We start from the raw sequence: 25831 nt of genomic DNA, 5'->3' as shown, positions 1-25831 counted from the left end.
GTTCAGTTCTCGATCAAAGGGTCGGGTGTTGCGCAGGTATGGAACGGGCAGCGGGCCGGGTTCAGCGAGCCGGGTTCCTGCAGTTGGTACTGCTGCCATTCGAAGTTGTCGTGCTGGCCGAAGAAGCCCAGCGAGGCCGGCATCACGCCATCGTTGTAGTGCTGCACCCGCTCGCGGATGCGTGCGCGGATCCGCTGGCCGCTGGCGGTGCTGGCACTGGCCACCTCGTCGAAGCTCTCCCGCGGGTTGATCACCCAGGCAATGTGCCGGCCCAGGTTGCGGCTTTTCATCAGGCGGTGGGCAGGGAAGTTCATGTTGATGAACAGCGGCATGCCGGCGAAGCAGAACGACCACTGGTTGTCGTGCGGGTCTTGTGGCACCTCGCGCGGCCAGGGCCGGGGGTCACGGCCGTGTACCTGGCGCAGGACCTCCCAGGCCAGGGTTTGCTGCTGTTGCAGCGAACTGTCGGCGGCGGTTTGCAGGAACACCAGCAACGGGTTGCCGATGCGCTGCTTGAGCGGTATGGGCTCGATGGTGGCGATGTAGTCGGCAAGGCCCCGGGCGATGTCGTCGGCCAGTTGTTCTGCACGGGCAAAGAGGATGTGGCAGGTGCGCGCATTCACCGCCTTGCGCCCGAACAGGCAAGGGAAGTCAGGGTTGGCGAGGGTTTCCTTGAAGTGTTCTATGGCCTTGTGTGTCCAGTGGTGTGGGTTCTGAACATGTTCGTCGGCCAGCTCCAGCGCATCCAGGCGGTAGCAATTTCCATAACCCGTAAACATGATTTCCCCAGGTAGTCGCAAATCGGCAGTTAAGGTGGTTTTACCGGCATATCCATACGGTTAACCGCTCTATATTTGTTGTTTCCGGCATTTTCCGAGAAGGGTTACAGGTTGTAAAACGCCTGGAACTATGACCAACTATTAGTCTTGCTCATGCTCTGGAAAGCCCCATGTCGGAACGGATTCAGGCCCTGCACGCCCTGCGTGCCTTCGAAGTCGCCTCGCGCTATGGCTCCTTCACCCGCGCCGCCCAGGAGCTGGCGCTGACCCAGGGGGCGGTCAGCCATCACATCAAGACACTCGAAGCTTTGTTCGGCTGCGACCTGTTCGAACGGCGCGGCCCCAAACTGCGCCTGACCGAGCATGGCCGGTTGCTGGCCGAGGAACTCAAGGTCGGCTTCAAGATCATCGAAAACGCCTGTGCCTTGCTGCGTCAGGACCGCTACGGCCTGCGCCTGAAGGCGCCGTCCACGCTGACGGTACGCTGGCTGCTGCGCGCGCTGGACGGTTTCAAGAAGGTCGACAACAGCTGCGCGGTGCAACTGTCGAGCGTGTGGATGGACATCGACGCCGTGGACTTCTACTCCGAGCCTTACGACTGCGCCATCCTGCTCGGCAACGGGCGCTTCCCGGCAGACGTCGAAAGCCTGAAGCTGTTCGATGAATGGCTGATCCCGGTCTGCCACCCCGATTACCTGCCCGGGCCGGCCCCGGATTTGGCCGTGCTCGAAGGCTGCGAGCTGCTTCATCCCTCACCGGACCGGCGCGACTGGCGGCGCTGGCTGGCGCGGGTAGATGCGCCGCATATCAGCATCGACCAGGGCCAGGTGTTCGATACCCTCGACCAGGGCATCTCGGCGGCCCAGCAGGGCCTGGGCATTTCGGTGGTCGACCTGGTGCTGGCCAGCGCCGACCTGGCCGCCGGCAACCTGGTCACGCCTTTCCCGCAGGCCGTCGCGACCGGCGACGGTTATTACATGACCTGGCTCAAGTCCAGCCCCAAGGCCCGGCAGATGCACAAGCTGCGCGACTACCTGCTGGCCCGGGTGCCGGCCCTGGCGCACAAAGACATCAGTTACCTGTACGGCTGAGCGCGTTGCCGGGGAACACCCGTTCGAGCATGAAGTCGATGAACACCCGCAACCGGGGCGGCACCTGCCGCCCCGACGGCCACAGCAGGTAGAAGCTGCCGCGCCGTTCGATGAAGTCGTCGAGCACGCTCACCAGGCTGCCGCTGGCCAGCGCGGCGCGCACGCTGAAGTCCGGCAGGCAGGTAATGCCGCGGTGGTTGAGGGCAAAGCAGATGCGCGTCTCGACGTGGTTGCAGACCATCGAGATGGGAATGTCGTAGTCCTGCTCGGGGTGTTCGCGGCGCAGCGGCCAGGTTTCCAGCTTGCCACTGCTGGGGAAGCGGTAGTGCAGGCAGCGGTGCCCGGCCAGCTCGCGCGGGTGCTCGGGCAGGCCATGCTCGCGCAGGTAGTCGGGGGAGGCCACCAGGCGGTGCTGGAAATGGCCGAGGAACTTGGCGTTCAGGCGCGAATCCAGCGGTTGGCCACCGCGCATCACGACGTCAAAACCCTCGCCGATGATGTCGACCATGCGGTCGCTGAAGTCCAGGTCCAGCTCGATGTCCGGGTAGCGCGCCATGAACTCGGCCAGTGCCGGCATCACCAGCCCGGTCACCTGCGGCAGGCTCACCCGCAGCCGCCCGCGTGGGGCGCCGTTGGCCTGCGACAGCTCCTGCTCGGTGGCTTCGATCTCGGCGAGGATGCGCCGGCTACGCTCGAGAAACAGCGCGCCCTCGGCAGTCAGGGTGATGCTGCGGGTGCTGCGGTGGAACAAGCGCACGCCCAGGCGGCCCTCCAGGCGCGCCACGCGTTTGCCCACCGCCGAGGCGCTGATGCCCAGCGACTGGCCGGCAGCGACGAAGCTGCGGGTTTCGGCAACCCGGTTGAAAACCACGAAACCGCTGAGGCTGTCCATGTCGTGCTCCGATTGCGGACGTTTATGTCCTGGGTGAGCGGAATTCTACCCATCTTTTTCCGCAGTGCCTCGGCGCCGCAAGATGCCTGCCTTGATCACTGCCCAGGACGCCCCCCATGAACCCTGCCTTCACCGCCGCAGAGGCGCCCGCCAACGCCACGCGCCTGCCCTTGAGCGGGCTGCTGGCCCTGGCCCTGACCGGCTTCATCGCCATCCTCAGCGAAACCCTGCCCGCCGGCCTGCTCGACCAGGTCGCCAACGGCATGCACATCAGCCAGGCCATGGCCGGGCAGTGGGTCACCGCCTACGCGCTGGGCTCGTTGCTCACCGCCATCCCGCTGGTCACCCTGACCCAAGGCTGGCGGCGGCGCCGGGCGCTGCTGCTGGCCATCACCGGTTTCATCCTGTTCAACGGCCTGACCGCACTGTCCAGCGACAATCAGTTGACCTTGTTGCTGCGCTTTCTCACAGGCGCCGCCGCCGGCCTGGCCTGGGGCTTGATCGCCGGGCATGCGCGGCGCATGGTGGCACCGGCGCAACAAGGCAAGGCGATGGCGCTGGCCATGCTCGGCCAGCCCATCGCATTGTCGCTGGGCCTGCCCATCGGCACCTGGCTGGGCGCCTGGCTAGGGTGGCGCGCCGCCTTCGTGGTGGTCACCCTGGCGGCCTTGCTGCTGGTGGCCTGGGTGCTGCGCGCGGTGCCGGACTTCCCCGGCCAGGCCGCCGGCAAGCGCCCGGCCGCGCTGGGCGTGCTGCGTACCCCGGGGGTGGCGCGGGTGCTGCTGGTGATCCTGGCGTGGATCCTCGGCCACAACATCCTCTACACCTACATCGTGCCGCTGCTGGCGGCGGCCGGCATGGGCGCCGATGTCGGCCAGGTGCTGATGACCTTCGGCCTGGCTTCGCTGGCGGGCATCGCCCTGGTCGGGCTTGGCGTCGACCGTCATCTGCGCGGCCTGGTGTTGCTGTGCCTGGGCGGTTTCGCCGTGGCCACGTTGGCCCTGGGGCACACCCAGGGTTCGGCCTGGCTGGTGCATGCCAGCGTGGCCTTGTGGGGGCTGACATACGGCGGCGCTCCGACCCTGCTGCAGACCGCCTGCGCCGATGCGGCGGGCGAGGGGGGCGATGTGGCGCAGTCGATGTTGGTGACGGTGTGGAACAGTGCGATTGCCCTGGGCGGGATCATTGGCGGGCTACTGTTGACCGGGGCCGGGGTCGGCGCGTTCGGGGGCGTGGTGCTGGCGCTCACCGGGCTGGCCTGGCTGCTGGTGTTTGCCGGGCGCCGCGCCGGATTCGTCGCTGGCGCACGCTGATCGGCCGCTGCAGGGTGTAGAATCGCCCTCCAGCAAACCAAGCAAGGACCACGCAGTGCAGCGCCAACAGGGCTTTGTCCTCACCCGCCATTGGCACGACACGCCCGAAGGCACCTGCGTCGAGTTCTGGCTGGCCACCGACCAGGGGCCACGCCACTTGCGCCTGGCGCCGCAACCGTCGGTGGCGTTCATCCCCGTTGCCCAGGCCGAGCATGCCCGGGTGCTGCTGGCCGGTGAGCAAGGGGTCGAACTCAAACCGCTGCAACTGCGCGACTTCGACCAGCGCCCGGTGCTGGGCCTTTACTGCCGCCAGCACCGTCAGCTGATCGCCCTCGACAAGCGCCTGCGCGCGGCCGGCATCGAGGTGTTCGAAGCCGATATCCGTCCGCCCGAGCGCTATCTGATGGAGCGGTTCATCACCGCCCCAGTGCGTTTCGATGGCCGGCCCGATGCCAACGGCACGCTGATCGACGCCCAGCTCAAGCCCGACCCCGACTACCGCCCGCCGCTGCGCCTGGTCTCCCTCGACATCGAGACCAGCGAGCGTGGCGAGCTGTACAGCATCGGCCTGGAAGGCTGTGGCCAGCGCACGGTGTACATGCTGGGCCGGGCCAATGGCGATGCCAGCCAGGTGGATTTCGACCTGCACTACTGCGACGACCGCGCCGGGCTGATCCACTGCCTCAACCAGTGGCTGGCACTGCACGACCCCGACGCGATCATCGGCTGGAACCTGGTGCAGTTCGACCTGCGCCTGCTGCATGAGCACGCCAAGCGGCTGAACGTGCCGCTGTGCCTGGGCCGTGACGGCGCGCCGCTGCACCTGCGCGAGCATGGCAGCCGCAGCCACTTCTTTGCCGAAGCCCCTGGGCGGCTGCTGATCGATGGCATCGAGGCGCTGCGCTCAGCCACCTGGAGTTTCCCCTCGTTCAGCCTGGAGAGCGTTGCCCAGCAGCTGCTCGGCGAGGGCAAGGCCATCAGCACTCCCTACCAGCGCATGGACGAGATCAACCGCCAGTTCGCCGAGGACAAGCCGGCGCTGGCCCGCTACAACCTCAAGGACTGTGAACTGGTCACGCGGATCTTCGCCCATACCCGGCTGCTCGACTTCCTGCTGGAACGCGCCAGCGTAACCGGCCTGCCGGTGGACCGCAGCGGCGGCTCGGTGGCCGCGTTCTGTCATTTGTACATCCCGCCCATGCACCGCCTGGGCTTTGTCGCGCCCAACCTGGGCAGCCGCCCCGACGAAGCCAGCCCTGGCGGCTTCGTCATGGATTCGCGCCCGGGGCTGTACGACTCGGTGCTGGTGCTCGACTACAAGAGCCTGTACCCGTCGATCATCCGCACCTTCCTGATCGACCCGGTGGGCCTGGTCGAGGGCCTGCGCCAGCCGGACGACGCGCACTCGGTCGAGGGTTTCCGGGGCGGGCGCTTCTCACGCAGCGAGCACTGCCTGCCGGCCATCGTCGAGCGCGTGTGGCAAGGGCGCGAGGCCGCCAAGCGCGACGGCAATGCGCCGTTGTCCCAGGCGCTGAAGATCATCATGAACGCCTTCTATGGCGTGCTCGGTTCCAGTGGCTGCCGATTCTTCGACCCGCGCCTTGCTTCGTCGATCACCATGCGCGGCCACCAGATCATGCGCCAGACCCGGGCACTGGTGGAGGCGCGCGGCTACGACGTGATCTACGGCGACACTGACTCCACCTTCGTCTGGCTCAAGGGCGCCCACGGCGAGGAGGCCGCGGCGCGCATCGGGCGCGCGCTGGTGGCCGAGGTCAATCAATGGTGGCGCCAGCACCTGGGCGAAACCATGGGGCTGGACAGTGCCCTGGAACTGCAGTTCGAAACCCATTATCGGCGCTTCCTGATGCCCACCATCCGCGGCACCGAAGAGGGCAGCAAGAAGCGCTACGCCGGCCTGGTACAGCGCCAGGATGGCAGCGAAGACGTGGTCTACAAGGGCCTGGAGTCGGTGCGCACCGACTGGTCGCCCCTGGCCCGGCAGTTCCAGCAAACGCTTTATGGCCGGGTGTTCCGTGGCCAGCCGTATCGCGACTACGTGCGTGAAACCGTGCAGCGCCTGCTGGCGGGCGAGGATGACGAGTTGCTGGTGTACCGCAAGCGCCTGCGCCGGCCCTTGGCCGACTACCAGCGCAACGTGCCGCCCCATGTGCGCGCGGCGCGTCTGGCCGATGAATACAACGCCCGGCTGGGGCGGCCAAGGCAATACCAGAATGGCGGCTGGATCAGCTACGTGATCACCACATCAGGGCCCGAACCTCTGGAAAACCGCCACTCACCCATCGATCACCAGCATTACCTGAGCCGCCAGTTGCAGCCGATCGCAGACGCGATCCTGCCCTTCGTGGGTGATGATTTCGGCGCGTTGGTCGACCAGCAGTTGCCGCTGTTCTAGCGCCGGGGAGGGCGACACCGTCGCGGCGCCGCCCTGGATGGCTCAGCCTTTGCTGGCGTTGAGCTTGCGCAGTTCTTCGTAGGTGGCCGACTGGACGAACCAGAAGCCCGAAACGATGCACCACATCAGGCTGCCGCCGACGAAGACACCCAGCCCTTCCAGGAAACCAACGCTGAACAGGGTGATCAGAGCAACCAGCCAGATCAGGCCGAGGGAAACGTACAGGGCGATGTTGTTGACGCTGATGACGAAATCTTTCACGGGCGTATTCCTTACTGAATGTGAACAAGCGATGCCTCTCCCGAAGCGCGCGCATGCTATCACAATGCCTCCAGCCGTTGGCCCGCGGGCGGTTGGACTATGCTCAGGGTGTCGCACCCCGTTACCCCTCAGACATCGCAAGTTACTTTTGCCCGCGTTGTCCGCCGGGTTCGGTGGTTTAGGCTCGCATGTCGGATCTTTCGCCAGGATCTGTAGTCATGAGAATTAACAAGGAGATGCCCATGCTCGTCAGGTCACTGACCCTCGCCACCCTGTTCGCCTTCGCGGGCCCCCTGCTTGCCGCCGACAGCGATGCCCCCCTGGCCAAGGAGCAGGGCAAGGCGCGGCCGCTGGTGGTGATTGCGCCCAGCAGCGCCGACCCGACCTTGCGCGGCCTCAACGAGGCCTTGAAAGACCCGGCCGTGCAGGCCGGTTTCAAGGAGCGTGGGCTGGTGCTGTACAGCGTCGCCCAGATGATGGGCAAACGTGAGGACAAGAACCTCGAGCAGCAGACCACCATGGCCCTGATTCGCGAGCTGCAGCTCGGCGCCAGCAAGGGCACCAAGGTGATCCTGGTGGGCAAGGATGGCGAACGCCACGTACTCAAGGATGATGAAAGCGGTGAGAAAATCGACCCGCAGGTGATCTTCAAGGCCGTCGACGAACTGCCGGCCAGTGAAAAGGCGGTCACCGCGCCCGAGCCGGTGGCGGTGGCACCGGCCGAACCCAAGGCCAAGGACAGCAAGCCAGGCAAGCCCGCCAAACCGGCCAAGCCTGCCGAGCCGCCCAAGCCTCTGGACGACTGACCGCTCTGCCACGGCCTTCTGCGCCAGCAGGGGGCCTTCTCTGTATCACTGTGTATCTGCCACTCATCACGACCGACTGGCATACAAAACGCCGCTCATCGCGATACACCCACGACACACCGCGACGTTTCAATGGCTCCACTTTCCAACCACAAGTGGAGCGACACCATGAAAACGACCCCCAAGACCCTCAGCCTGCTCGGCGCCACCCTGCTCGGTGGCCTGGTTATGGGCAACAGTGCGTTTGCCGTTGAACCCTTGAGCCAGGGCTACCAGTTGGCAGCGGCCAAGGCCGCCGGCGAAGGCAAATGCGGCGAGGGCAAATGTGGCGGCAGCGGCAAGGCCAGCCAGGCCGAAGGCAAGTGTGGTGCTGAGGCCAAGGCCGACAAGGCAGAGGGCAAGTGCGGCGAAGGCAAGTGCGGCGCCGAAGGCAAAGGCAAAGCCTGACCACCATGCTCTAGCGTGGCGCTTTGGGGCGCCGCGCGCCTTTCTGGAGGCTGCCCCATGAATACGCAACCCTTGCACACAGGCCTCGGCCTGCGTCGCGGCCTGCTGCCTGAGTTACTGGCGATGCCGGCCGGCTCAGTGGATTTTCTCGAATGCGCCCCGGAGAACTGGATCGGGGTCGGCGGTGTTTACGGGCAGGGCCTGGCGCAGCTGGCCGAGCGCTTCGCCATTGCCTGCCACGGCCTGTCATTGTCGCTGGGCGGCACCGCGCCGCTGGATGTCGCTTTTCTCGCCCGCACCCGGCAGTTCCTCGACCGTTATCAGGTGCGCCTGTACAGCGAGCACCTGAGCTATTGCAGTGACGACGGCCATCTTTACGACCTGATGCCGATCCCGTTCACCGACGAGGCGGTGCGACACGTGGCTGCACGTATCCGCCAGGCCCAGGACCTGCTGGGCCGGCGCATGGCGGTCGAGAACATCAGCTATTACGCCGCCCCCTATCAGGTCATGAGCGAACTGCAGTTCATCCGCGCGGTGCTCGACGAGGCCGATTGCGACCTGCTGCTGGACGTCAACAACGTCTTCGTCAATGCCTGCAATCACCGCTATGACGCCCAGGCGTTCCTCGCCGGCATCCCCCGCGAGCGGGTGGTGGGCATGCATGTGGCGGGGCACTACGACGAGGCACCGGACCTCAAGGTCGATACCCATGGCGCACCGGTCAAGGCGGATGTGTGGGCCTTGTTCGCCAGCGCCTGCCAGCGTTTCGGCACCCACCCCACGGTGCTCGAACGCGACTTCAACTACCCGCCGCTGGCCGAGCTGCTGGCCGAGACGGCGCACATCCGCGCCCTGCAACAGCGCCACGGAGCTCCCTGCCATGCCTGAAACCCTGCGCGAGCAACAGTTCACCCTGGCCCGGCACCTGCGCGACCCGGCCGCCAACCCGCCGCCGCCGGGTATCGAGGCGCGGCGCCTGAAGGTCTATCGCGAGCTGTTCTACGGCGCCATCGAAAGCCTGCTGGCGGGCAGCTTCCCGGTGTTGCGGCAAACCCTCGGCGAGCAACGCTGGCATGCCCGGGTACAGGACTTCTACGCCAACTACCGCAGCCAGACACCGTTGTTCACCGAAATCGCCGAGGCGTTCATCGATTACCTGCAAGGCATCGACCTCGATACGCCCTGGCAGCTGGAGCTGGCGCATTACGAATGGGTCGAGGCGCAGCTGTACCTGAGCGATGCGCAAGACCCGCCCCATCACCCCGACGGTGACCTGCTGGCCGGCGAGCCGTTGCTGTCCTGTGTGGCCCGTGTGTTGGCCTATCGTTGGCCGGTGGAGCGCATCGGCCCGGACTTCCAGCCGAGCGAAGCGCCCGAGGCACCGACCTTGCTGCTGGTGTACCGCGATATCGACCTGCAGGTTCGCTTCGCCCGCCTGGCGCCACTGGCCTGGCAGTTGCTGGTGGGGTTGCCTGGCACCGGAAGGCAACGCCTGCGTGCGCTGGGCAAGGATGAAGCGGATGGCCTGGCGCTGCTGGAGCAACTGCGCGGGCAAGGTGTCATCGTCGGGACCAGGCTTTGAGGCGGCAGCCGATGCTGCCGCGCCCCTATACCTCGGCCTGCTTGCCCTGCGGCACGACCTCGGCCTTGTTCGCAGGTTTCAGGCGCGACACCGCGAACAGCACCACGGCCAGCCCGAGCACCTGGTACAGCGAAATCGCCTCGCCCAGGATCGCCCATGACGCCAGCACCGTCAGTACCGGCCCCAGGTTGCCCACTGCCGCGGTGTGGGTAGGCCCCAGGCGCTGGATCGCCAAGGCCACCCAGTAGATCGGCAGCACCGTGGAGAACAGCGCCATCAGCGCCGCATTCCCCCACACCGCGCCAGGCAGCTCGAACAGTGGCGCCACCTTGGCCACCGACAGGTAATGGGCCAGCACCATCAGCGACGAGGCCGTGCCGCACAATCCGGCCAGGCGCATCGAGCCCATGCGTTTGAGCATCGCCCCGGTGCCGGCGTAATACAGCGCATAGGTCACCGCGCTGGCAAACACCCACAACGCGCCAAGCACCACCTGGCTGCCCACCCCCGTGACGCTGATGTCGTGGACAAAGGCGACGCCCAGCCCCAGGTAGCACAGGCCCATGGCCGCCAGGGTGCGCAGGGTGGGGCGCTCGCGTTGGGCGACGGCCTGGATCAGCAGCACCAGGGTCGGGTAGGTGAACAGGATCAGCCGCTCCAGCCCGGCGCTGATGTACTGCAAGCCGTAGAAGTCGAAAAGGCTCGCCAGGTAATAACCGAACAGCCCGAGCAGCGCCACCCGCATCCCGTCCCCGGGCGTGAGCGCGCTACCGCCTTGCTTGCGGCTGAGCCACACCAGCCAGGCGAACAACGGCAAGGACATGGCCATGCGCAGCGCCAGCAGGCTGATCGCATCCACAGGCCCCGCGGCGTAGGCCAGCTTGACGAAGATCGCCTTGAAGCTGAAACCCAGCGCCGCGAGCGCGGCGTAGAGGCTGCCATTGGCAAGGGCGCGGTGGAGCGGGGCGGGCAGGCGGGGCATGGCGGGTCCGTAGCGAAATGAGTACTGGCCAACGATGCGCCGGCCGACAACCGTTTCGACCATAACCTGTCGCACTCGACAAATCACCCAGCGCCGCACCCAAGCACACCGAGCCGGTTTGCTAAGGACTGCATTCGCATGCATGAGGCGGGCGAATGCCATCATTTGGATGGCGCGCCCTCCTGCGAAAATCCCTTCGAACGCATACAATCCTCCCTTTAGAAACGTAAGACACAGGCTGCCCCGTTCATGGCGTTCGACGCTTCCACCATCCTCACGCTCACCATCGCCCTTGCGGCTGCCGCCGCCCTGTACCTGGCGGTGGAGTGGAGCAGCGTGCGCGAGTCTTCGCTGCTGTGCTGGAGCGCCAGCTTCGCCATCATCAGTGTCGGTTCTTCCCTGGCCCTGCTGCGCAGCAGCGGCTACCTGTTCATCGGCGTGTGGTTTGCCAACGGCATGTTGATCAGCGCCCACTGGCTGTTCCTGCTGGGTGTGTCGCGTTTCACCGAAACGCGCCTGTCGCGGGCCTGGTACCTGATTATCCCGGCCTGGCTGGCCATGTTGCTGTTGCCGGACTGGCCGCAGTGGTCGAAGACCTTGCTGGTGGTGCAGTCAAGCATGATCGCGCTGCTCACCCTGCAGGCCAGCTGGTTGCTGCGTCCCCATGGCAAATCGCTCAGCGTCGGCGCAGTACAGCTGCGTTACATCCTGCTGTTCCACGGCCTGTTCTACCTGGCCAAGACCCTGCCGGCGCTGCTGCCGGGCACGCTGATCGACCTCGCTGCCTTCCGTGGCCAGATCATCCAGGTGTCCCTGGTGGAAGGCGCAATGGCGATCATGCTGATCGCCCTGTCGATGACCGGCACCGTGCGCTATCGCCGCGAAGAGCGCATCGAGCGCCTGGCCGCGCGCGACCCACTGACCGCGCTGTACAACCGCCGCGCTCTGGAAGTGCGGGCGCCGGCGCTGTTCAAGGACGTCGCGCCCGAGCGCCCCGGCGCCTTGCTGCTGATCGACATCGACCACTTCAAACTGGTCAACGACCTGCATGGCCATGGCGCCGGCGACCGCCTGTTGATCGCCCTCAGCGAGATGATCCGCGCGCAGTTGCCGGAACGGTCGATTGCCGCACGCCTGGGTGGCGACGAGTTCGTGATCCTGCTGGCCGATGCGTCACGGGGGCGCATCGAGGCGCTGGCCGAGGCCTTGCGCCAGCAGTTCCAGCACACCGCCGCGCACGCCTGCGCTACCCCCGAAGCGGTGACCCTGAGCATCGGTGCCCACCTGTTCGACCGCCCGCCGGCCAGCCTGGCGGCACTGATCGAGCAGGGCGACCGCCTGCTGTACGCATCCAAGCGTGCCGGGCGCAACAGCTTGCAGTTGATGGATGGATCGCGCAGCGCTGTCTGACCAGGCAAGGCTCAGATCAGGCTTTTTTGCAGCGCCTCGATGAAGGCGCTCTCCGCGCGGCTCAGCCGCTGCTCGCGGTTCCACAGCAAGTGAATGTCTACATCGGCGATCCCCTCCAGCGGTGGCAGCTTCCACAAAAGCCCCGCCGCCACATCCGGCGCCACCACATGCTCGGGCAGGCAGCCGATGCCAAAACCGGCGATCACCAGGCGCCGCACTTCCTCCAGGCTCGGCGATGAAGCGACGATGCGCCCGGCAAAGCCTTGCTGGTCACGGAAGATGGTCAGCGGCGAGAGCATCCCGCCGATCTGGTCGCTGGTGAAGCTGACGAAATTCTCCCGCTGCAGGTCGCCCTGGTGCTGGCCGAACAGGGCATGGTGCTTGCCGCAGAAGAATGCGTAGCGCTGGCGCAGAAACAGCTGCTGCTCCAGGCGCGGCTGTGGCCGGCGGTTGAGGCTGAGCCCAGCGGTGGCGGTCTTTTCCTGCAGCGCCGCGACGATGTCCGAGCTGCGCATCACGTCGATCTCCAGCTCCACCCGCGGGTGCTGGCGGTGGAAGTCGGCAAGCAAGTCGTCGAAGCGTTCGCTGACGATGCGGCTGATCATCAGCAGGCGCACCTTGCCTACCAGTTCGTCCGCCGGTTGCTCCAGCAGCCCACCGATCTGCGACATCTGCCCGTACACCTCGCCGGCCAGTTCGAACAATTGCTCGCCCACCTCGGTGAGCACGAAGCGCGGCCCACGGCGGGCGATGAGCTGGCGCCCGAGTTGCTCTTCCAGGCGCTTGAGCGCCTGGCTCACTGCTGGTTGCGTCAGGTGCAGGCGGGCGGCGGCGCGGCTGATGGACAGTTCCTGGCCGATCACCCGGAAGGTGCGCAGCAGGTTCCAGTCGAGGCGATCGTTGAGCAGGCGGTCGGGCATGGCAGGCTCTATATAAGCAGGGTTAATACTTCGAATAATAAATAGAAAATTGACTAATCATAGGGGCGAGCCGAAAAATCACCTTCATCAGGGCTGCCGCTATCGCGGGGCAAGCCCGCTCCCACGAGGTGTCAGAAAAGCCTGTGGGAGCGGGCTTGCCCCGCGATGAAGGCCCACAAGGCGCCAAAAGAGCGCAACCGTGACCCACCCACTCCTGCCAGAACAACAAACAAAGGAGCCACCCCATGAAGCCCGCCGCTTCGCCCCAACCGCGCCGTGCCGCCGCCGCCGCGTTCATCGGCACCATGATCGAGTGGTACGACTTCTACATCTACGCCACCGCCGCCGCCCTGGTGTTCGGTGCCTTGTTCTTCCCCTCCGACAACAGCCTGTTCAGCACCATGGCCGCCTTCGGCACGTTCGCCGTGGGCTTCTTTGCGCGGCCCTTGGGCGGCATCGTGTTCGGCCATATCGGTGACCGCATCGGGCGCAAGAAATCGCTGATCATCACCTTGCTGATGATGGGTGTGGTCACCGTGTGCATCGGCTTGCTGCCCACTTACGCGCAGATAGGCGTCGCCGCGCCGGTGCTGCTGATCCTGCTGCGGGTGGTGCAAGGCATCGCTGTGGGCGGTGAGTGGGGCGGCGCGGTGCTGATGGCCGGCGAACACGCCCCCAAGGGGCGGCGCAACTTCTTCGCCTCGTTCGCCCAGCTGGGCAGCCCGGCCGGGTTGATCCTGTCGCTGCTGGCGTTCAGCGCGGTGACCCGCCTGCCCGAGGAAGACCTGATGAGCTGGGGCTGGCGTGTGCCGTTTCTGGCCAGCGCGCTGTTGCTGCTGGTCGGCCTGGCCATACGCCTGGGGGTCAATGAATCGCCCGAGTTCATCGCCAGCCGCGAGCAGGCAGCCAAGGCTCAGCGCAAGGAACAGGCGCCGGTGCTGGAAGTGCTGCGTACCGCCTGGCGCCCGCTGCTGCTGTGCATCGGCGCCAATACCTTGGGCATCGCCGGGGTCTATTTCACCAACACCTTCATGATCAGCTACACCACCCAGCAACTGCATCTGGAGCGCTCGCTGATTCTGGAATGCCTGTTCTTCGTGGCGTGCATCCAGTTCTGCGTGCAGCCGCTGGCCGCATGGCTGTCGGAGAAGCTTGGCGCCACGCGCTTCCTGGCCCTGGTGGCGCTGCTGGCGATGGCTTCGCCGTACCCGATGTTCGTGCTGGTCAGCAGTGGCCAGGGCCCGCTGATCGTGCTCGGCATCGCGTTGGCTGCGGCGTGCATGGCCTCGTTCTACGCGGTGATCGCCGGTTACGTCAGCGGCATGTTCGACACCCGCGTGCGCTACACCGCCATTTCCCTGGCTTACCAAGTGTGCGGCGCCATTGCCGGTGGCCTGACGCCACTGATCGGCACCTGGCTTGCGCATACCTTCACCGGCCAATGGTGGCCGATGGCGCTGTTCTACACCCTGATCGCCAGCGTGTCGCTGGTCTGTGTGCTGGCCCTGTCGCGCCAGTACGCCCGCAGCCGTCAGCTCGAACTGGCCTGAAACCCTGATTTGCCTGGAGTACCTGCAATGTTGAAAAGCAACGGCGAACGCCTGTGGGCGAGCCTGATGGCCATGGCCGAAGTCGGCGCCACCGCCCGGGGCGGCAGCTGCCGCCTGGCCCTGAGCGACGAGGACAAGGCCGGGCGCGAACTGTTCGGCCACTGGTGCCGCGAGGCTGGGTTGAGCCTGAGCGTGGACGCCATCGGCAACCTGTTCGCCCGTCGCGAGGGCGTCGAGGCGGATGCCGCGCCGGTGATGATGGGCAGCCACCTCGACACCCAGCCTGAGGGCGGTCGCTTCGATGGTGTCTATGGCGTGCTGGCCGGGCTGGAAGTGGTGCGCCGCCTGAACGACCTCGGCATCCGCACCCGCAAGCCGCTGGAGATCGCGGTGTGGACCAACGAGGAGGGCGCCCGTTTCACCCCGGCCATGTTCGGCTCGGCGGTGTTCACCGGTAGCCTCGACCTGCAGCAGGCCCTGGCGATCCGCGATGCCGACGGCATCAGCGTGGCCGATGAGCTGGCGCGCACCGGTTACGCCGGCCAGCGCCCGTTGGGTGGCAAGGTGGACGCCTATTTCGAGGCTCATATCGAACAGGGCCCGATCCTCGAGGACAACGCCAAGGCGATCGGCGTGGTCAGCGGTGGCCAGGCCATACGCTGGCTCGACGTGACCGTCGAAGGCATGGCCGCGCATGCCGGCACCACGCCGATGGCGCTGCGCAAGGACGCCCTGTACGGCGTGGCGCGGATGATCCAGGCCGTCGAGCAACTGGCCGGCGACTTTGCCCCCGAGGGCCTGACCACCGTGGGCGAGCTGGACATCGCCAAGTCCTCGCGCAATACCATCCCCGGCCTGGTGCGTTTCACCCTCGACCTGCGTCACCACCGCGACGAGGCCATCGAGGCCATGGAGCGCACTATCGGCTTGCAGTTGCAGGCCATTGCCCGTCAGCGCGGCCTCAAGGTCACGGTCGAACGCCATTGGGTCAGCCCGGCCACGCCGTTCGACGCCGACTGCGTGGCGGCAGTGCAGCAAGCCGTGGATGGGCTGGGCTACAGCCAGCAAGCCATCGTCAGCGGCGCCGGCCACGACGCCATCCTGCTGGCGCGCTATTGCCCGACGGCGATGGTGTTCATTCCCTGCGTCGGCGGCCTGAGCCACAACGAGGCCGAGGACGTGTTGCCCGAAGACGCCCGCCAGGGCGCCGATGTACTGCTCAATGCCGTGCTGGCCCGCGCCGGCCAGGTTGCCGAAGGAGACGCCTGATGCGCTGCTATTTCCACCCCGAACAGTTGCTGCACCACCCGCGCAGTTACTACTCCCGCGGTGCCATGCGCACCCCGCAGGAAGTCCCCGAGCGCGCCCAGCGCCTGCTGCAGGCCGCCAAGGGCCTGGGTTTCGACATCCGCCAGCCTGACGACGCAGGTCTTGCGCCACTGAAGGCCGTGCACGGCGAGGCGTACCTGCGCTTTCTCGAAGAAGCCCATGCCCGCTGGAAGGAAGTGCCCGAGGACTGGGGCGACGAAGTCATGTCCAACATCTTCGTCCGCGAGCCCAACGCCCTGCGCGGCATCCTCGCCCAAGCCGGGCGCTACCTGGCCGACGGCAGCTGCCCGGTGGGCGAGCACACCTGGCGCTCGGCCTATTGGTCGGCGCAGAGTGCCGTCGCCGGGGCCAGGGCGATACTCGACGGCGAGCCCGCTGCCTACGCCCTGTGCCGCCCGCCGGGGCACCATGCGCGCTTCGATGCCGCGGGTGGCTTCTGCTACATCAACAACGCGGCCGTGGCTGCCCAGGCCTTGCGCAGCCGTTATCGGCGGGTGGCGATCCTCGATACCGACATGCACCACGGCCAGGGCATCCAGGAGATCTTCTACGACCGCAGTGATGTGCTGTATGTCTCGGTGCATGGCGACCCGACCAATTTCTACCCAGGCGTCGCCGGTTTCGAGGACGAGCGCGGCAGCGGCGCGGGGGAGGGCTACAACCTCAACCTGCCCATGACGCATGGCGCCAGTGAGGATGATTTCATGGGCCGGCTGGAGGTGGCGCTGGATGCGGTGAAGGACTTTGGTGCCGAAGTGCTGGTGTTGTCGCTGGGGTTCGATATCTACGAGTTGGACCCGCAGAGCAAGGTGGCGGTGACCACTGAAGGCTTTGCGCGTTTGGGTGAGCAAATTCGTGGGTTGCGCTTGCCTTGCTTGATCGTGCAGGAGGGCGGGTACCACTTGGAGAGTCTTGAGGCCAATGCCCAGGCGTTTTTTGCGGATAGTGGGGATTGGTATTACTACGAGGCTAGTGAATAACTTTTAAACTCACAGGCCTCAATTAAGAGTGAGGCCTGTGAGCTGCGCTACAAAGGTTCAATTCATCTAGCTAAAGAGAATATTTTTTGTCTAGCAAGAATTGTGGTGGTTTCCAGTGTGGGCCTCTAACGTATCTTCCGTTTTTTGATTCTATGAGCCCCTCGAACTTCATGGTCTGAATGAGTTCGATCAGAAGCATGTTGTTAAGGTGGGGCCAGCCGTTTAGGCTGTAGAGCCTGTCAAGCCTGGGGTGGTCAATGCCGGCCTTGTTTGTCAAAAATAAAATGACATCAACGGGGTTCTCATTGATAACTATCTCATTGATTGTATTCATTTTTCTTCTCGATAAATTTGTAATGTTTCGGCTTCGATGGCCTCTGGGGTGTACAGTAGAGTGAAATCAGAGCTTAGTGCGTAGTCTTCAAGTGTGGCGGTGTGGGTGTTGTTCCATACTTCGCCGTCATTGCTGGGGTTGATATTATCAGCAATGCCAAGGCGGCGATACCGCTCCAGTTCCCTGATTTCGTGTGTGTAAAAACGTTTGTCAGTGTCAGTTGCTTCTATCGAGCCATGTAGTATTTTTTCAAGTCTGTCGAGCATTATTCTGTTTGCATCGGAATGGTTGAACCTACTCGTGTGCAGCTTTGCGAGGTCAATACCTGCCTGGGTGATGGTTGCGTCCCGCCAGTCAAGTTTTTCGGTAGGTCCTCCAGATTTGTCCGGGTTGTAAAGGCGTCCGCTATATTGGCCTCGTGTTGTGGCGCCTGGATAAGGCGAGCTGAAGACGACGTATAGCGGTGGTAGTCCTGAATCTGCAGGGAAGCAGTAAATACAGTCTTTGGATTTCGATCTTGTAGAGGCGGGGAACGGTGTTGTTGTTATGATCTCGGGTAGAAGTTTTACTCCAGTGTAGGGGTTGGCAGGAATCGGTTCTAAAGGGGAGGTTGTAGATGAGATGTCACGAGGATGTATGGGGAATATAAGTTTTGTGGGGAACTCACTGGAGGGGAGAGATACGTAGCTGTTACGTACCCGGTCTAGAACGAGAGGTCGTACTGGGATCTTGTTTGTCGAACTGGCAGAAGTTGGCGGTTTTATAAGGCTGTAGGTGCCGGAGTCCGGGTGGACTCTGAGCGGTAGCTCCAGTTCTCCATAATTCGCAGCAATGTCATTGATGTCCTGCGGGATGCGAGGGAGCAGCAGTTCGGCGGGAATGCTCAGTGCGGAGTCGTGGTAGAGATCTGAATTCCCCAGTTCAGGGGCGTACAGAATACCGCCTGCAAAAAGCTTAAAAAAACGAGTCGCTGCAGCTTCGCCTAGAGCTGTCAATAGGCGGCTTGCTTCCAGTAGCTTAGTTGCTGTGCTCCTGGGGGTTTCGTATGTCGCAATAGGGCCTTGAGTTGTGCTCAACTGCAAGGTTGGGGTGAGGCTGAAACTGATGGAGTTGCTATCTTGTGCTTGCTGGTCTCGCTCTTTGGATGCCGCAAGAAGTTGAAGATTAGTTCTCTCAAGATCTTTATTGACTTTGGGTGGGCAGCGTTTTAGTATGATTTCTATTTGTGCTGAAGTGATGCTCGCTAATAGATTGTGTGTCCAGATCTGGAGTTCATAGAAATCGTCCTCGGCAGCATATATGTCTACGAGGATTAAAAACCATTTGCCTGGGCTGCGGTCGCTTTGGGCGTAGATATGTTCTCCGGTGAAATTTTTAGCGTGCAGGCCCATTCGGCCCGTTATTCTGACGCGAAGGTCTATTAGAAATTCCCTTTTTGCGTAAAGCCTGCTTATAGTGTCAGAATAGGTTTCATTGATTTTTATTTTTTGTCGAGCTACATATTCGTCATAACCTGGTGTTCCTTCTGGACGTGTAGCTTCGACTTTGCTGATTATGTCCTGGGTAATGCTTATAGCGTTGGCTCTTAGTCCGTCGATTGAAATTCCTGATATGTCTGGTAGTGGTATTGGGTATGTGAATGGAATGTCCCATGAAATGATATGTTCGAAATCATACGAGAACGGATCTGTCGAATATATTTCTTGAAGCTCTGACTGTGTCAGTAACGTGCGTGAGGTCACTGCTCTCTCCTTTTGGGTGGTTTTGGAGAGAACGATGGTCGTTTTATTGATAAGGGTGAATGTGGAAATAATCCCTTGGTTTACTTGTTCTGGTTGAAACTGTTTTGGTCATGCTGCAAGTAGAGGTGTGTCGGAAGTGGCTGAACTTTAGCGGGGTGTTAAAACATTTCGCTGTAGAAATTTTAATTCTGGGGGGAGGTGGGTGTTAGGACTTGGTTCTTTAAGGGGGCACGATTAAGTGTGGTCGGAGGTGTGGCGCCCAAGAGCCTGTCTTGAAATCGCATGCGGGCCACCAGGTGCCAGGCGATAGATTTGCAGCGCTCTTGAGATCGAGCGCCGCCCGCGCGGCGCATCGCGGGACAAGTCGCATCGGCGCACCGCCGCTCCCACATCTGTTTCGGGCCAGTCTCTCCTGTGCCATCACCTGGTCCGCCCTGTTGGTACGACGCGGTTTTGGCGTGGTCGCTAATGCTGCTCCGCATGACTCAAGACATGCACCAAGGCGGGCAGCGGTACTTTCACAGGACTCATTGGCCCGAAACAGATGTGGGAGCGGGCTTGTCCCGCGATGCGCCGCGCGGGCGGCGCTCGATCTCATAGGCGCTGCAAAAACACCGGCAGGCACCTTGCCGCCCACATGCAATCTACAGTCAGGCCCTTGCCAGCCCCAGCCTATCAATCAGATTTCACACCTTCCCTGTAGTCCATTTCCCAAAGATAATGCCCGCGCATTTTTTCCGTTGCGGTGGCAATTTCCGCCTACTAGTCTCGCCGGGTCGCTGCACATCAGCGACATGGCTTTGACAGGCCGCTACGGGGTGATCGCATGGCTAGTCCTTCAACGGCGGCTGTGCGTAGGGCACGCTCGCGTGCGCCGGTTACTGATCAACTCCGCCGGTCTGTCAACCTACGTACAGCTGTCACCACCTGTTTGACAGCAGGTTGGTGGTAGCCCGACCCAAGGAGTAGATCAATGCTTAAAATTGTCCCCGACCCACCCCTTTCCCCCGCCTTCCTCGAAGACACCCTGGTCCAAATCAGCGAACACCTGCACTGCGCCTTGGCCGTCGCCCATCAATCCGTCCTGCTCTGCACCAAGTCCCCCGGCTCGATGCTGATGCTGGCCGCCGTGCACGAGATGGAAACGCTGCGCTCGCTGCTGGAGTCGGCACTGGCGCAGGTGCAGCAGGCGGTGATGTCACAGCCCTTGCATTGAGGCCGAGCCCGTTCGCCAGCGAACGGGCCACCACATCCAACGCCATGACTTCGAGGATTACGGCATGACCACGGACAACCCAACACCTCCCACCACTGCCGGCAAGACCCGCTTCTGCCAGGGGCAGGACAACCCCCAGCCGCTGTTTCGCATCGAACCGGGCATACCCTGCGATCACGCCCGCGAACAGGCCTCTGAGCTGCTGGACTGTGTGCGCCACCTGACCCTGCTCGGGGTCATGGAGGAAGACCCGCGCATGGTCTGGGCGGCGTATTACCTGAGTGCCATGGCCAAGGCGTTGCTTGATGACGCCGAGCTGGGCTTGGCGCATTGATTCGGTAATAGGGGGCGCTTGGCGGCCCATCGGGCGACAGGGTGTTTGTCGGGAGAGATGCAGTGTCTGTGAGATCGAGCGCCGCCCGCGCGGCGCTTCGCGGGTAAACCCGCTCCCACATTTGTTGCAACGTGCCGAACCTGTTAGGCCATGGTTGCCAGCCTTGGCGCATGGCGTGAGTCAGGTGGGGCGGCAGAAGCACTGCCGGCGATGAACGCGAGGCAGGTTCAAACTCCGCCCCGCCGCACATGCTTCACCAACACCTTCTCCAGCAACTCCCACATCGCCGGGTCGGTGCTGAACGCCACATTGAAACGCATCCACCCAGTGGCCTTGGCATCCACCATGAACAGCTGCCCAGGCCCGAGCATGATGCCTTTCTCCAGCGCATCGTCGAGCAACGCCGCGCTGTCCGGGATCGCCGGATGGCGGGTCCAGATATACATCCCTTCATCCGACTCGATGAACAGCTCGAACCCCAGCCGATGCAGGTGCCGGCCTACCTCCTGATGCGCCTCGGCCAGGCGCTGGCGCAGGCGCTTGAGGTGCTTGCGCCAGCGGCCGTCGATGATCGCGGCGTACACCACGCGCTCCATCACCTGCGAGGTGGTCAGCCCCGAACGCATCTTCAAGTGCAGCAACTGCTGCATCAGTTCGGGGTTGGCCAGCAGGTAGCCGACCCGCACGTTGGGCGAGATGCTTTTCGAATAGCTGCCGACGTACACCACCTGCTGCAGGTGGTCGAGGCTGGCCAGGCAGGGCAGCGGGTCGGTGATCATGTCGGCGTACAGGTTGTTTTCCACCAGCCGGAAGCCGTGCCGGCTGGCCAGTTGCAGCAGGCGGTGCAACTGGGCCAGCGGGGTGCGCGAGCAGGTCGGGCTGTGCAGGTGCGGCTGGGTGAAGAAGGCGGTGGGCTGGTGGTGCGCCAGCAGCCGCTCGAGATGATCGAGGTCGTAGCCGGCCGGGGTGCGGGGCACGCCCACCAGCGTCGCGCCCTGGGTGCGCAGGATGCTCATCAGGTTGGGGTAGCCGGGGTCGTCCACCAGCACCACATCACCGGGACGCACCAGGGTGCGCACGGCAAGGTCCAGGGCCTGGCTGGCGCCATGGGTGAGCATCAGTTGCGCCGGGTTGGCGACGATCGACAGTTCCTGCTGCAGGTTCTGCGCGGTCAGGGCGCGCAGCTCCGGCAGGCCCATCGGGTCGCCGTAGCCGGACAGCTCCAGCGGGCTGCCGGCCACCTGGCGCATGCCGCGGCGCAGGCCTTCCTCGTACATCCAGTCGTTGGGCAGCCAGCCGCAACCGGGCTTGAAGGGCAGTTGGCGCGTCTCGAAGATCTGCTGCAGGTACCACTCGGAATTGAACGTCGGGCGGGTGCTGTCCGTCTCGATGTTGGCTTTATCCACCAGCTCGTTCGCCGCACGATTGACGAAGAAGCCCGCATTGCCCTTGCTCACCAACAGGCCCTGGGCCACCAGGCGGTCGTAGGCCTCGACCACGGTGAAGGTGCTCACCGAGTAGGTGGCGGCAAAGGCACGGATGGACGGCACCTTCGCTCCCGGCTTGAGCGCCTGGCTGTCGATCAGCGCGCGCAGCCCGTCGATGATCTGATTGACCAGCGGGGTGGAGGAGTCCGGGTGTAGCTGGAGCATTCGGGGTGCCTTCGGGGGTGCGTAACGCCAAGCGCCGGCCGGGAATTCGGGGTGTATTGCATCGGCGGCCTGTACAGTGCAGTACAGATTTCGCACCGCTGTGCATGGCTCAAAGTGTTCGACATTTTTACATTACGTGTCAGAAATCGCCAACACAGCACGAACCAGCGTCATGAATAATCATAAATTCGCTGCTTTACCGTCGGGGTTCGCCTCGCACCTTCTTTCTGCCCGGCCGGCCGCCTTTGGTTCGGACCCAGCATGGTTCAGTTCGTTCAGAGGGCAACCTCTGGCCGCGTAAGCAGGCCGCCACGGATGGCCTGCGTGTGCTCGCGCACACCTCCCTGCCCGCATTTGCACTGATGTACAGGTGAGACCGATAACCATCGGGGTTTCACAGTTTTTCCTTGGATAAAAAGAAGCACGGGGTAAATAACTGATGGACGCAACATCCACATCCACCACCGCGAACGACGGGCACGAGAGCAAGCTCAGTGCCTCGCTCAAGTCGCGCCACCTGACGATGATGTCCATCGCCGGGGTGATCGGCGGCGCACTGTTCGTCGGTTCCGGCAGTGTCATCCACAGCGCCGGCCCGGCAGCCGTCCTGGCCTACCTGGCCGGCGGCATCCTGGTGGTGCTGATCATGCGCATGCTCGGTGAAATGGCGACTTCCTCGCCCGACACCGGCTCGTTCTCCACCTACGCCGACCGCGCCATCGGCCGCTGGGCCGGCTTCACCATCGGCTGGCTGTACTGGTGGTATTGGGTGATCCTGATGGCCTGGGAAGCCTACGTGGCGGGCAAGATCCTGCACGGCTTCTTCCCCGACGTGAGCGTCAACGTGTTCGTGCTGGCCACGACCTTGCTGCTGATCACCGTCAACTTCTTCAACGTCAAGCACTACGGCGAGTTCGAGTTCTGGTTCGCGCTGATCAAGGTGGTGGCGATCGTCTGCTTCCTGGTGGTGTGCACCGCGGCGGTGATGAACGTCTGGCAGTTCGGTGAAGTGCGTGGCATCAGCCACCTGACCGCCGAAGGCTTCATGCCCAACGGCATCACCACGGTGATCGGGGCGTTGCTGGGGGTGATGTTCGCCTTCCTGGGCGCCGAGATCGTCACCATCGCCGCCTCCGAAGCGAAGGATCCGGCCACCCAGATCGTCAAGGCCACCAACTCGGTGGTGTGGCGTGTGTGCCTGTTCTACGTCGGCTCGATCTTCCTGATCGTCTGCCTGGTGCCGTGGAACGATCCGCAGCTGGGCGTCTCCGGCTATGGCGCTTACCGCCGTACCCTGGAGCTGCTGGGTGTGCCGTACGCTGAACTGCTGATGAACTTCGTGGTGCTGACCTCGGTGAGCAGCTGCCTGATCTCCGGCCATTACACCGCTTCGCGCATGCTGTTCTCCCTGGCCCAGCGTGGCGACGCGCCGCGCCTGTTCAAGTACACCCGCACCGGCACCGGTGTACCGGTGAACGCGATCATCGGTTCGTGCCTGGTGGCGGTGTTCTGCGCACTGATCAACTTCAGCGACACCCTGCGCCCGAAAGACGTGCTGGAAACCCTGATGAACACCACCGGCATGATCGCCTTGCTGGTGTACCTGGTGATCGCCTTCTCGCAGCTGCGCATGCGCCGCAAGCTGATTGCCGAAGGCAAGGAAGTGCGCCTGAAGATGTGGCTGTTCCCTTGGCTGACCTACCTGGTCATCGCCTTCATCATCGCCGCCCTGGTGACCATGGCCTTCATGCCTGACTACCAGATCCTGGTGATCTCCACCGGCATCGCTGCCGCCGTGGTGGTGGCCATGGGCGTGGTGCACCAGATCCGCAGCAGCAAGCGCGCGTAACCGCCGAGCGCTGCACAAGACGGCCGGGCCCTTTGCGGGGTCCGGCCGTTTTCGTTCAGTGCACTGGGCCGGTCTGGTCGAAGCGCAGCGCCTGGTTGGGGCCAAGGCGCACATGCTGCCCGCCGCTGTCGAGCTCGGCGCTGCCGGCTTGCAGTTCGACGTCGGATTGCCCGCCCTTGCGCACCAGCGCCAATTGCCCGTCCCGGGTGGCCAGGGTGCCGTGCTCGGTGACCAGAAGGAAAGGCCGCGGGTCGTCATCGGCCACCTCGACGTAGAGCCCGCCTTGCAGCAGCGTCAGGCGCCGTTGGCGGGTGTCGTACTCCACGTCCACCGCGCTGTCGGGCTGCAGCACCAGCAGGCTGCCGTCCTCCAGGTGGCGGGTCAGTTGCTGGCTGGCAGTAGTGCGCAGGTCGGCCAGGTCGAAGCCTTGGCTCATCCACGGCGAGCCAAGCAGGGCGGAGGCGGCGACCAGGGCGAGCAAGATCAGGGGCAGGGTGGTTTTCATCGATGTGCGCATGCAGGGACAGACTTGCAGCATAGTCATTCGGTTCCGGCGCTCCACTGGGCGAATGGCTTATGCTGCACACATCCGCCACGCAAGGAGCCACACAATGGCCTGGTCCGCCACCCAGTACTCGCTGTTCGAAGCCGAACGTACCCGCGCCGTGCGCGATCTGCTCGCTGCCGTGCCGCCACGCCCGGTGCGCCATGCCACCGACCTGGGCTGCGGCCCGGGCAACTCTACCGAAGTGCTGTTGCAGCGCCACCCTGATGCGCAGGTGACCGCGCTGGACAGCGACCCCGACATGGTCGACAAGGCCAGGCAGCGGCCGCGCCTGAGTATCCCGCGGGTGCGCTGCGAGATCGCCGACATCGGCAGTTGGACGGCTCCCGAGCCCCAGGATCTGATCCTCGCCAACGCCTCGCTGCAGTGGGTGCCCGACCATGCCAGCCTGTACCCGCACCTGGTGCGCCAGCTCAGCGAGGGCGGCAGCCTGGCGGTGCAGACCCCGGACAACCTCGACGAACCCGCGCACCGGCAGTTGCGGGACATTGCCAGCCAGGGGCCGTGGGCCGACAAGTTCGCCGGCTTCAGCTTGCCGCCACGGCACAGCGCGGCGTTCTATTACGACCTGCTCAGCCCGCTGTGCGCGCGGGTGGATGTGTGGCGCACCACCTATCATCACCCGCTGCCCGGTGGCGCCGAGGCGGTGGTGGAGTGGTTCAAGGGTTCGGCGCTACGGCCCTATCTGGCGCGGTTGGACGAAGGGGAGCAGGCGGATTTCCTGCAGCTGTACCTGCAGGCGATGCAGCGCGATTACCCGCCGGCCACTGACGGCAAGGTGCTGCTGCCGTTCCCGCGGTTATTCGTGGTGGCGACGCGTTAGGCGCCAGAGCACGTAGCCGTAGATGCCGAGGTTGAGCAGCAACACGACGGCGCCTAGCCATAGCTGGATCTGTGGGGTGAGCCCGGCGGGGTAGATCAGGGGCCAGATGTAATGTTCGACGAAACCGCCCTGGTAGCCGGCGCTGCCGGCGGCGGCGCGCAGGCGGTTTTCCCAGTCGGTCAGCGGGCACTCCAGGTGCAGGCCTTCCACGGCCAGGCCCCAGGCGAGGGCGGGGAGGTGGATGAGCAGGGCTTTGCGGCGCCAGAGCACCAGCAGGCCGCCGAGCAGGACCAGAAGGATGAAGGACAAATGGAGCAGGACCAGGGTGTCGGCGGCCAGGCGGTAGAGCATGGGGTGGGGGCTCGGGGGGGAGGGTGTTCAGCATAAATCAGATGTGTGTCTGGGAGGGTGCTGTTTTTTACGATGGGCACGGTTTGATTTTGAGTTGCTTAGTTGCTTAGTTGCTTAGTTGCTTAGTTGCTTGGTTGTTTGGCTGGGTATTCTGCTCGGTTGGTTTTGATAGTTGTATGTGCATTCATTTGTGATGTCGACACG

24 protein-coding genes and 1 pseudogene are annotated in these 25831 nt (G+C 63.9%); 15 read left to right on the top strand and 10 right to left on the bottom strand.

The annotated features are described in order from the left end of the window. Positions 1–2: 2 nt before the first annotated feature. The gene (locus DM373_RS25385) at positions 3–779 is read right to left on the bottom strand and encodes a YqcI/YcgG family protein (protein WP_110996171.1); all 777 of its coding nucleotides are present in this window, start codon (positions 777–779) and stop codon (positions 3–5) included. 170 nt (positions 780–949) lie between these two features. On the opposite strand from DM373_RS25385, the gene DM373_RS25380 reads away from it, so the two are divergent. Then, entirely contained in the window at positions 950–1870 is a 921-nt protein-coding gene (locus DM373_RS25380; RefSeq protein ID WP_110996170.1) for a LysR substrate-binding domain-containing protein, read from the top strand. Here DM373_RS25380 and DM373_RS25375 read toward each other — a convergent pair. Beyond that, a complete protein-coding gene (locus DM373_RS25375) occupies positions 1851–2762 on the bottom strand; it encodes a LysR family transcriptional regulator (RefSeq protein ID WP_110996169.1) in 912 nt (303 codons plus the stop codon). The genes DM373_RS25380 and DM373_RS25375 overlap by 20 nt on opposite strands. A gap of 116 nt (positions 2763–2878) precedes the next feature. On the opposite strand from DM373_RS25375, the gene DM373_RS25370 reads away from it, so the two are divergent. After that, positions 2879–4075 carry an MFS transporter gene (locus DM373_RS25370; protein WP_110996168.1) on the top strand — a complete coding sequence of 399 codons (1197 nt, stop codon included), beginning with the start codon at positions 2879–2881 and terminating at the stop codon, positions 4073–4075. Between the two features lie 55 nt (positions 4076–4130). Beyond that, complete coding sequence (locus tag DM373_RS25365; RefSeq protein WP_110996178.1) at positions 4131–6491, top strand: DNA polymerase II; 2361 nt, start codon at positions 4131–4133, stop codon at positions 6489–6491. A gap of 42 nt (positions 6492–6533) precedes the next feature. Here DM373_RS25365 and DM373_RS25360 read toward each other — a convergent pair whose 3' ends face one another. Then, positions 6534–6752 (bottom strand): hypothetical protein, encoded by a 219-nt coding sequence (locus tag DM373_RS25360; protein WP_110996167.1) that lies wholly within the window; start codon positions 6750–6752, stop codon positions 6534–6536. Positions 6753–6994: 242 nt separating this feature from the next. Here DM373_RS25360 and DM373_RS25355 point away from each other — a divergent pair, with 242 nt between their 5' ends. The 4 genes and pseudogenes from DM373_RS25355 to DM373_RS25340 all read left to right on the top strand — a co-directional run bounded on the left by DM373_RS25355 (position 6995) and on the right by DM373_RS25340 (position 9590). Then, entirely contained in the window at positions 6995–7558 is a 564-nt protein-coding gene (locus DM373_RS25355) for a DUF4174 domain-containing protein (protein ID WP_110996166.1), read from the top strand. A gap of 168 nt (positions 7559–7726) precedes the next feature. Continuing rightward, positions 7727–7981: pseudogene (locus DM373_RS29840) on the top strand (HvfA family oxazolone/thioamide-modified RiPP metallophore); the annotation flags it as partial. 81 nt (positions 7982–8062) lie between these two features. Beyond that, positions 8063–8896 carry an HvfB family MNIO-type RiPP peptide maturase gene (locus DM373_RS25345; protein WP_110996165.1) on the top strand — a complete coding sequence of 278 codons (834 nt, stop codon included), beginning with the start codon at positions 8063–8065 and terminating at the stop codon, positions 8894–8896. Continuing rightward, on the top strand, positions 8889–9590 hold the full coding sequence (locus tag DM373_RS25340) for an HvfC family RiPP maturation protein (protein ID WP_110996164.1): 702 nt from the start codon (positions 8889–8891) through the stop codon (positions 9588–9590). The genes DM373_RS25345 and DM373_RS25340 overlap by 8 nt, the downstream gene beginning before the upstream one ends. A gap of 25 nt (positions 9591–9615) precedes the next feature. On the opposite strand, the gene DM373_RS25335 is transcribed toward DM373_RS25340, so the two are convergent. Next, a complete protein-coding gene (locus DM373_RS25335) occupies positions 9616–10572 on the bottom strand; it encodes a DMT family transporter (protein WP_110996163.1) in 957 nt (318 codons plus the stop codon). 249 nt (positions 10573–10821) lie between these two features. Here DM373_RS25335 and DM373_RS25330 point away from each other — a divergent pair, with 249 nt between their 5' ends. Further along, positions 10822–11982: a GGDEF domain-containing protein gene (locus tag DM373_RS25330; RefSeq protein WP_110996162.1), complete on the top strand. Its 1161-nt coding sequence runs from the start codon at positions 10822–10824 to the stop codon at positions 11980–11982. A gap of 11 nt (positions 11983–11993) precedes the next feature. Here DM373_RS25330 and DM373_RS25320 read toward each other — a convergent pair whose 3' ends face one another. After that, positions 11994–12902: a LysR family transcriptional regulator gene (locus tag DM373_RS25320; protein WP_110996161.1), complete on the bottom strand. Its 909-nt coding sequence runs from the start codon at positions 12900–12902 to the stop codon at positions 11994–11996. A gap of 245 nt (positions 12903–13147) precedes the next feature. Here DM373_RS25320 and DM373_RS25315 point away from each other — a divergent pair, with 245 nt between their 5' ends. From DM373_RS25315 to DM373_RS25305, 3 genes are read left to right on the top strand one after another with little or no spacing between them, the layout of a single operon-like run. Then, the gene (locus DM373_RS25315) at positions 13148–14452 is read left to right on the top strand and encodes an MFS transporter (RefSeq protein ID WP_110996160.1); all 1305 of its coding nucleotides are present in this window, start codon (positions 13148–13150) and stop codon (positions 14450–14452) included. A gap of 27 nt (positions 14453–14479) precedes the next feature. Continuing rightward, positions 14480–15721, top strand: coding sequence for a Zn-dependent hydrolase (locus tag DM373_RS25310; RefSeq protein ID WP_110996159.1), 1242 nt, complete (start codon positions 14480–14482; stop codon positions 15719–15721). Continuing rightward, a complete protein-coding gene (locus DM373_RS25305) occupies positions 15721–16761 on the top strand; it encodes a histone deacetylase family protein (RefSeq protein WP_110996158.1) in 1041 nt (346 codons plus the stop codon). Before DM373_RS25310 ends, DM373_RS25305 begins: the two co-directional genes overlap by 1 nt. A gap of 70 nt (positions 16762–16831) precedes the next feature. On the opposite strand, the gene DM373_RS25300 is transcribed toward DM373_RS25305, so the two are convergent. Further along, positions 16832–17095 carry a hypothetical protein gene (locus tag DM373_RS25300; RefSeq protein WP_110996157.1) on the bottom strand — a complete coding sequence of 88 codons (264 nt, stop codon included), beginning with the start codon at positions 17093–17095 and terminating at the stop codon, positions 16832–16834. Beyond that, positions 17092–18837 carry an S-type pyocin domain-containing protein gene (locus DM373_RS25295; RefSeq protein WP_157966890.1) on the bottom strand — a complete coding sequence of 582 codons (1746 nt, stop codon included), beginning with the start codon at positions 18835–18837 and terminating at the stop codon, positions 17092–17094. Before DM373_RS25295 ends, DM373_RS25300 begins: the two co-directional genes overlap by 4 nt. Before the next feature lie 973 nt (positions 18838–19810). Here DM373_RS25295 and DM373_RS25290 point away from each other — a divergent pair. Both DM373_RS25290 and DM373_RS25285 read left to right on the top strand, forming a co-directional pair. Continuing rightward, positions 19811–20053, top strand: coding sequence for a hypothetical protein (locus DM373_RS25290; protein WP_110996155.1), 243 nt, complete (start codon positions 19811–19813; stop codon positions 20051–20053). Between the two features lie 64 nt (positions 20054–20117). Continuing rightward, the gene (locus DM373_RS25285) at positions 20118–20387 is read left to right on the top strand and encodes a DUF3077 domain-containing protein (RefSeq protein ID WP_110996154.1); all 270 of its coding nucleotides are present in this window, start codon (positions 20118–20120) and stop codon (positions 20385–20387) included. Between the two features lie 227 nt (positions 20388–20614). Here the strand turns inward: DM373_RS25285 and DM373_RS25275 are convergent, their stop codons facing one another. Further along, entirely contained in the window at positions 20615–22039 is a 1425-nt protein-coding gene (locus tag DM373_RS25275; protein ID WP_110996152.1) for an aminotransferase-like domain-containing protein, read from the bottom strand. Between the two features lie 439 nt (positions 22040–22478). On the opposite strand from DM373_RS25275, the gene DM373_RS25270 reads away from it, so the two are divergent. After that, a complete protein-coding gene (locus DM373_RS25270) occupies positions 22479–23888 on the top strand; it encodes an amino acid permease (protein ID WP_110996151.1) in 1410 nt (469 codons plus the stop codon). Positions 23889–23943: 55 nt separating this feature from the next. Here the strand turns inward: DM373_RS25270 and DM373_RS25265 are convergent, their stop codons facing one another. After that, positions 23944–24393 (bottom strand): FecR domain-containing protein, encoded by a 450-nt coding sequence (locus tag DM373_RS25265; RefSeq protein ID WP_157966889.1) that lies wholly within the window; start codon positions 24391–24393, stop codon positions 23944–23946. Positions 24394–24499: 106 nt separating this feature from the next. Between DM373_RS25265 and tam the strand changes: the two genes are divergently transcribed. Next, entirely contained in the window at positions 24500–25276 is a 777-nt protein-coding gene (gene tam / locus DM373_RS25260) for a trans-aconitate 2-methyltransferase (protein ID WP_110996149.1), read from the top strand. Here tam and DM373_RS25255 read toward each other — a convergent pair. Next, on the bottom strand, positions 25253–25627 hold the full coding sequence (locus DM373_RS25255; protein WP_110996148.1) for a DUF2784 domain-containing protein: 375 nt from the start codon (positions 25625–25627) through the stop codon (positions 25253–25255). The genes tam and DM373_RS25255 overlap by 24 nt on opposite strands. Positions 25628–25831 lie beyond the last annotated feature (204 nt).

This window comes from Pseudomonas sichuanensis, assembly GCF_003231305.1.
In the GTDB taxonomy this organism is placed as follows: domain Bacteria; phylum Pseudomonadota; class Gammaproteobacteria; order Pseudomonadales; family Pseudomonadaceae; genus Aquipseudomonas; species Aquipseudomonas sichuanensis.
This window is presented reverse-complemented; position numbering and strand designations above follow the sequence as displayed.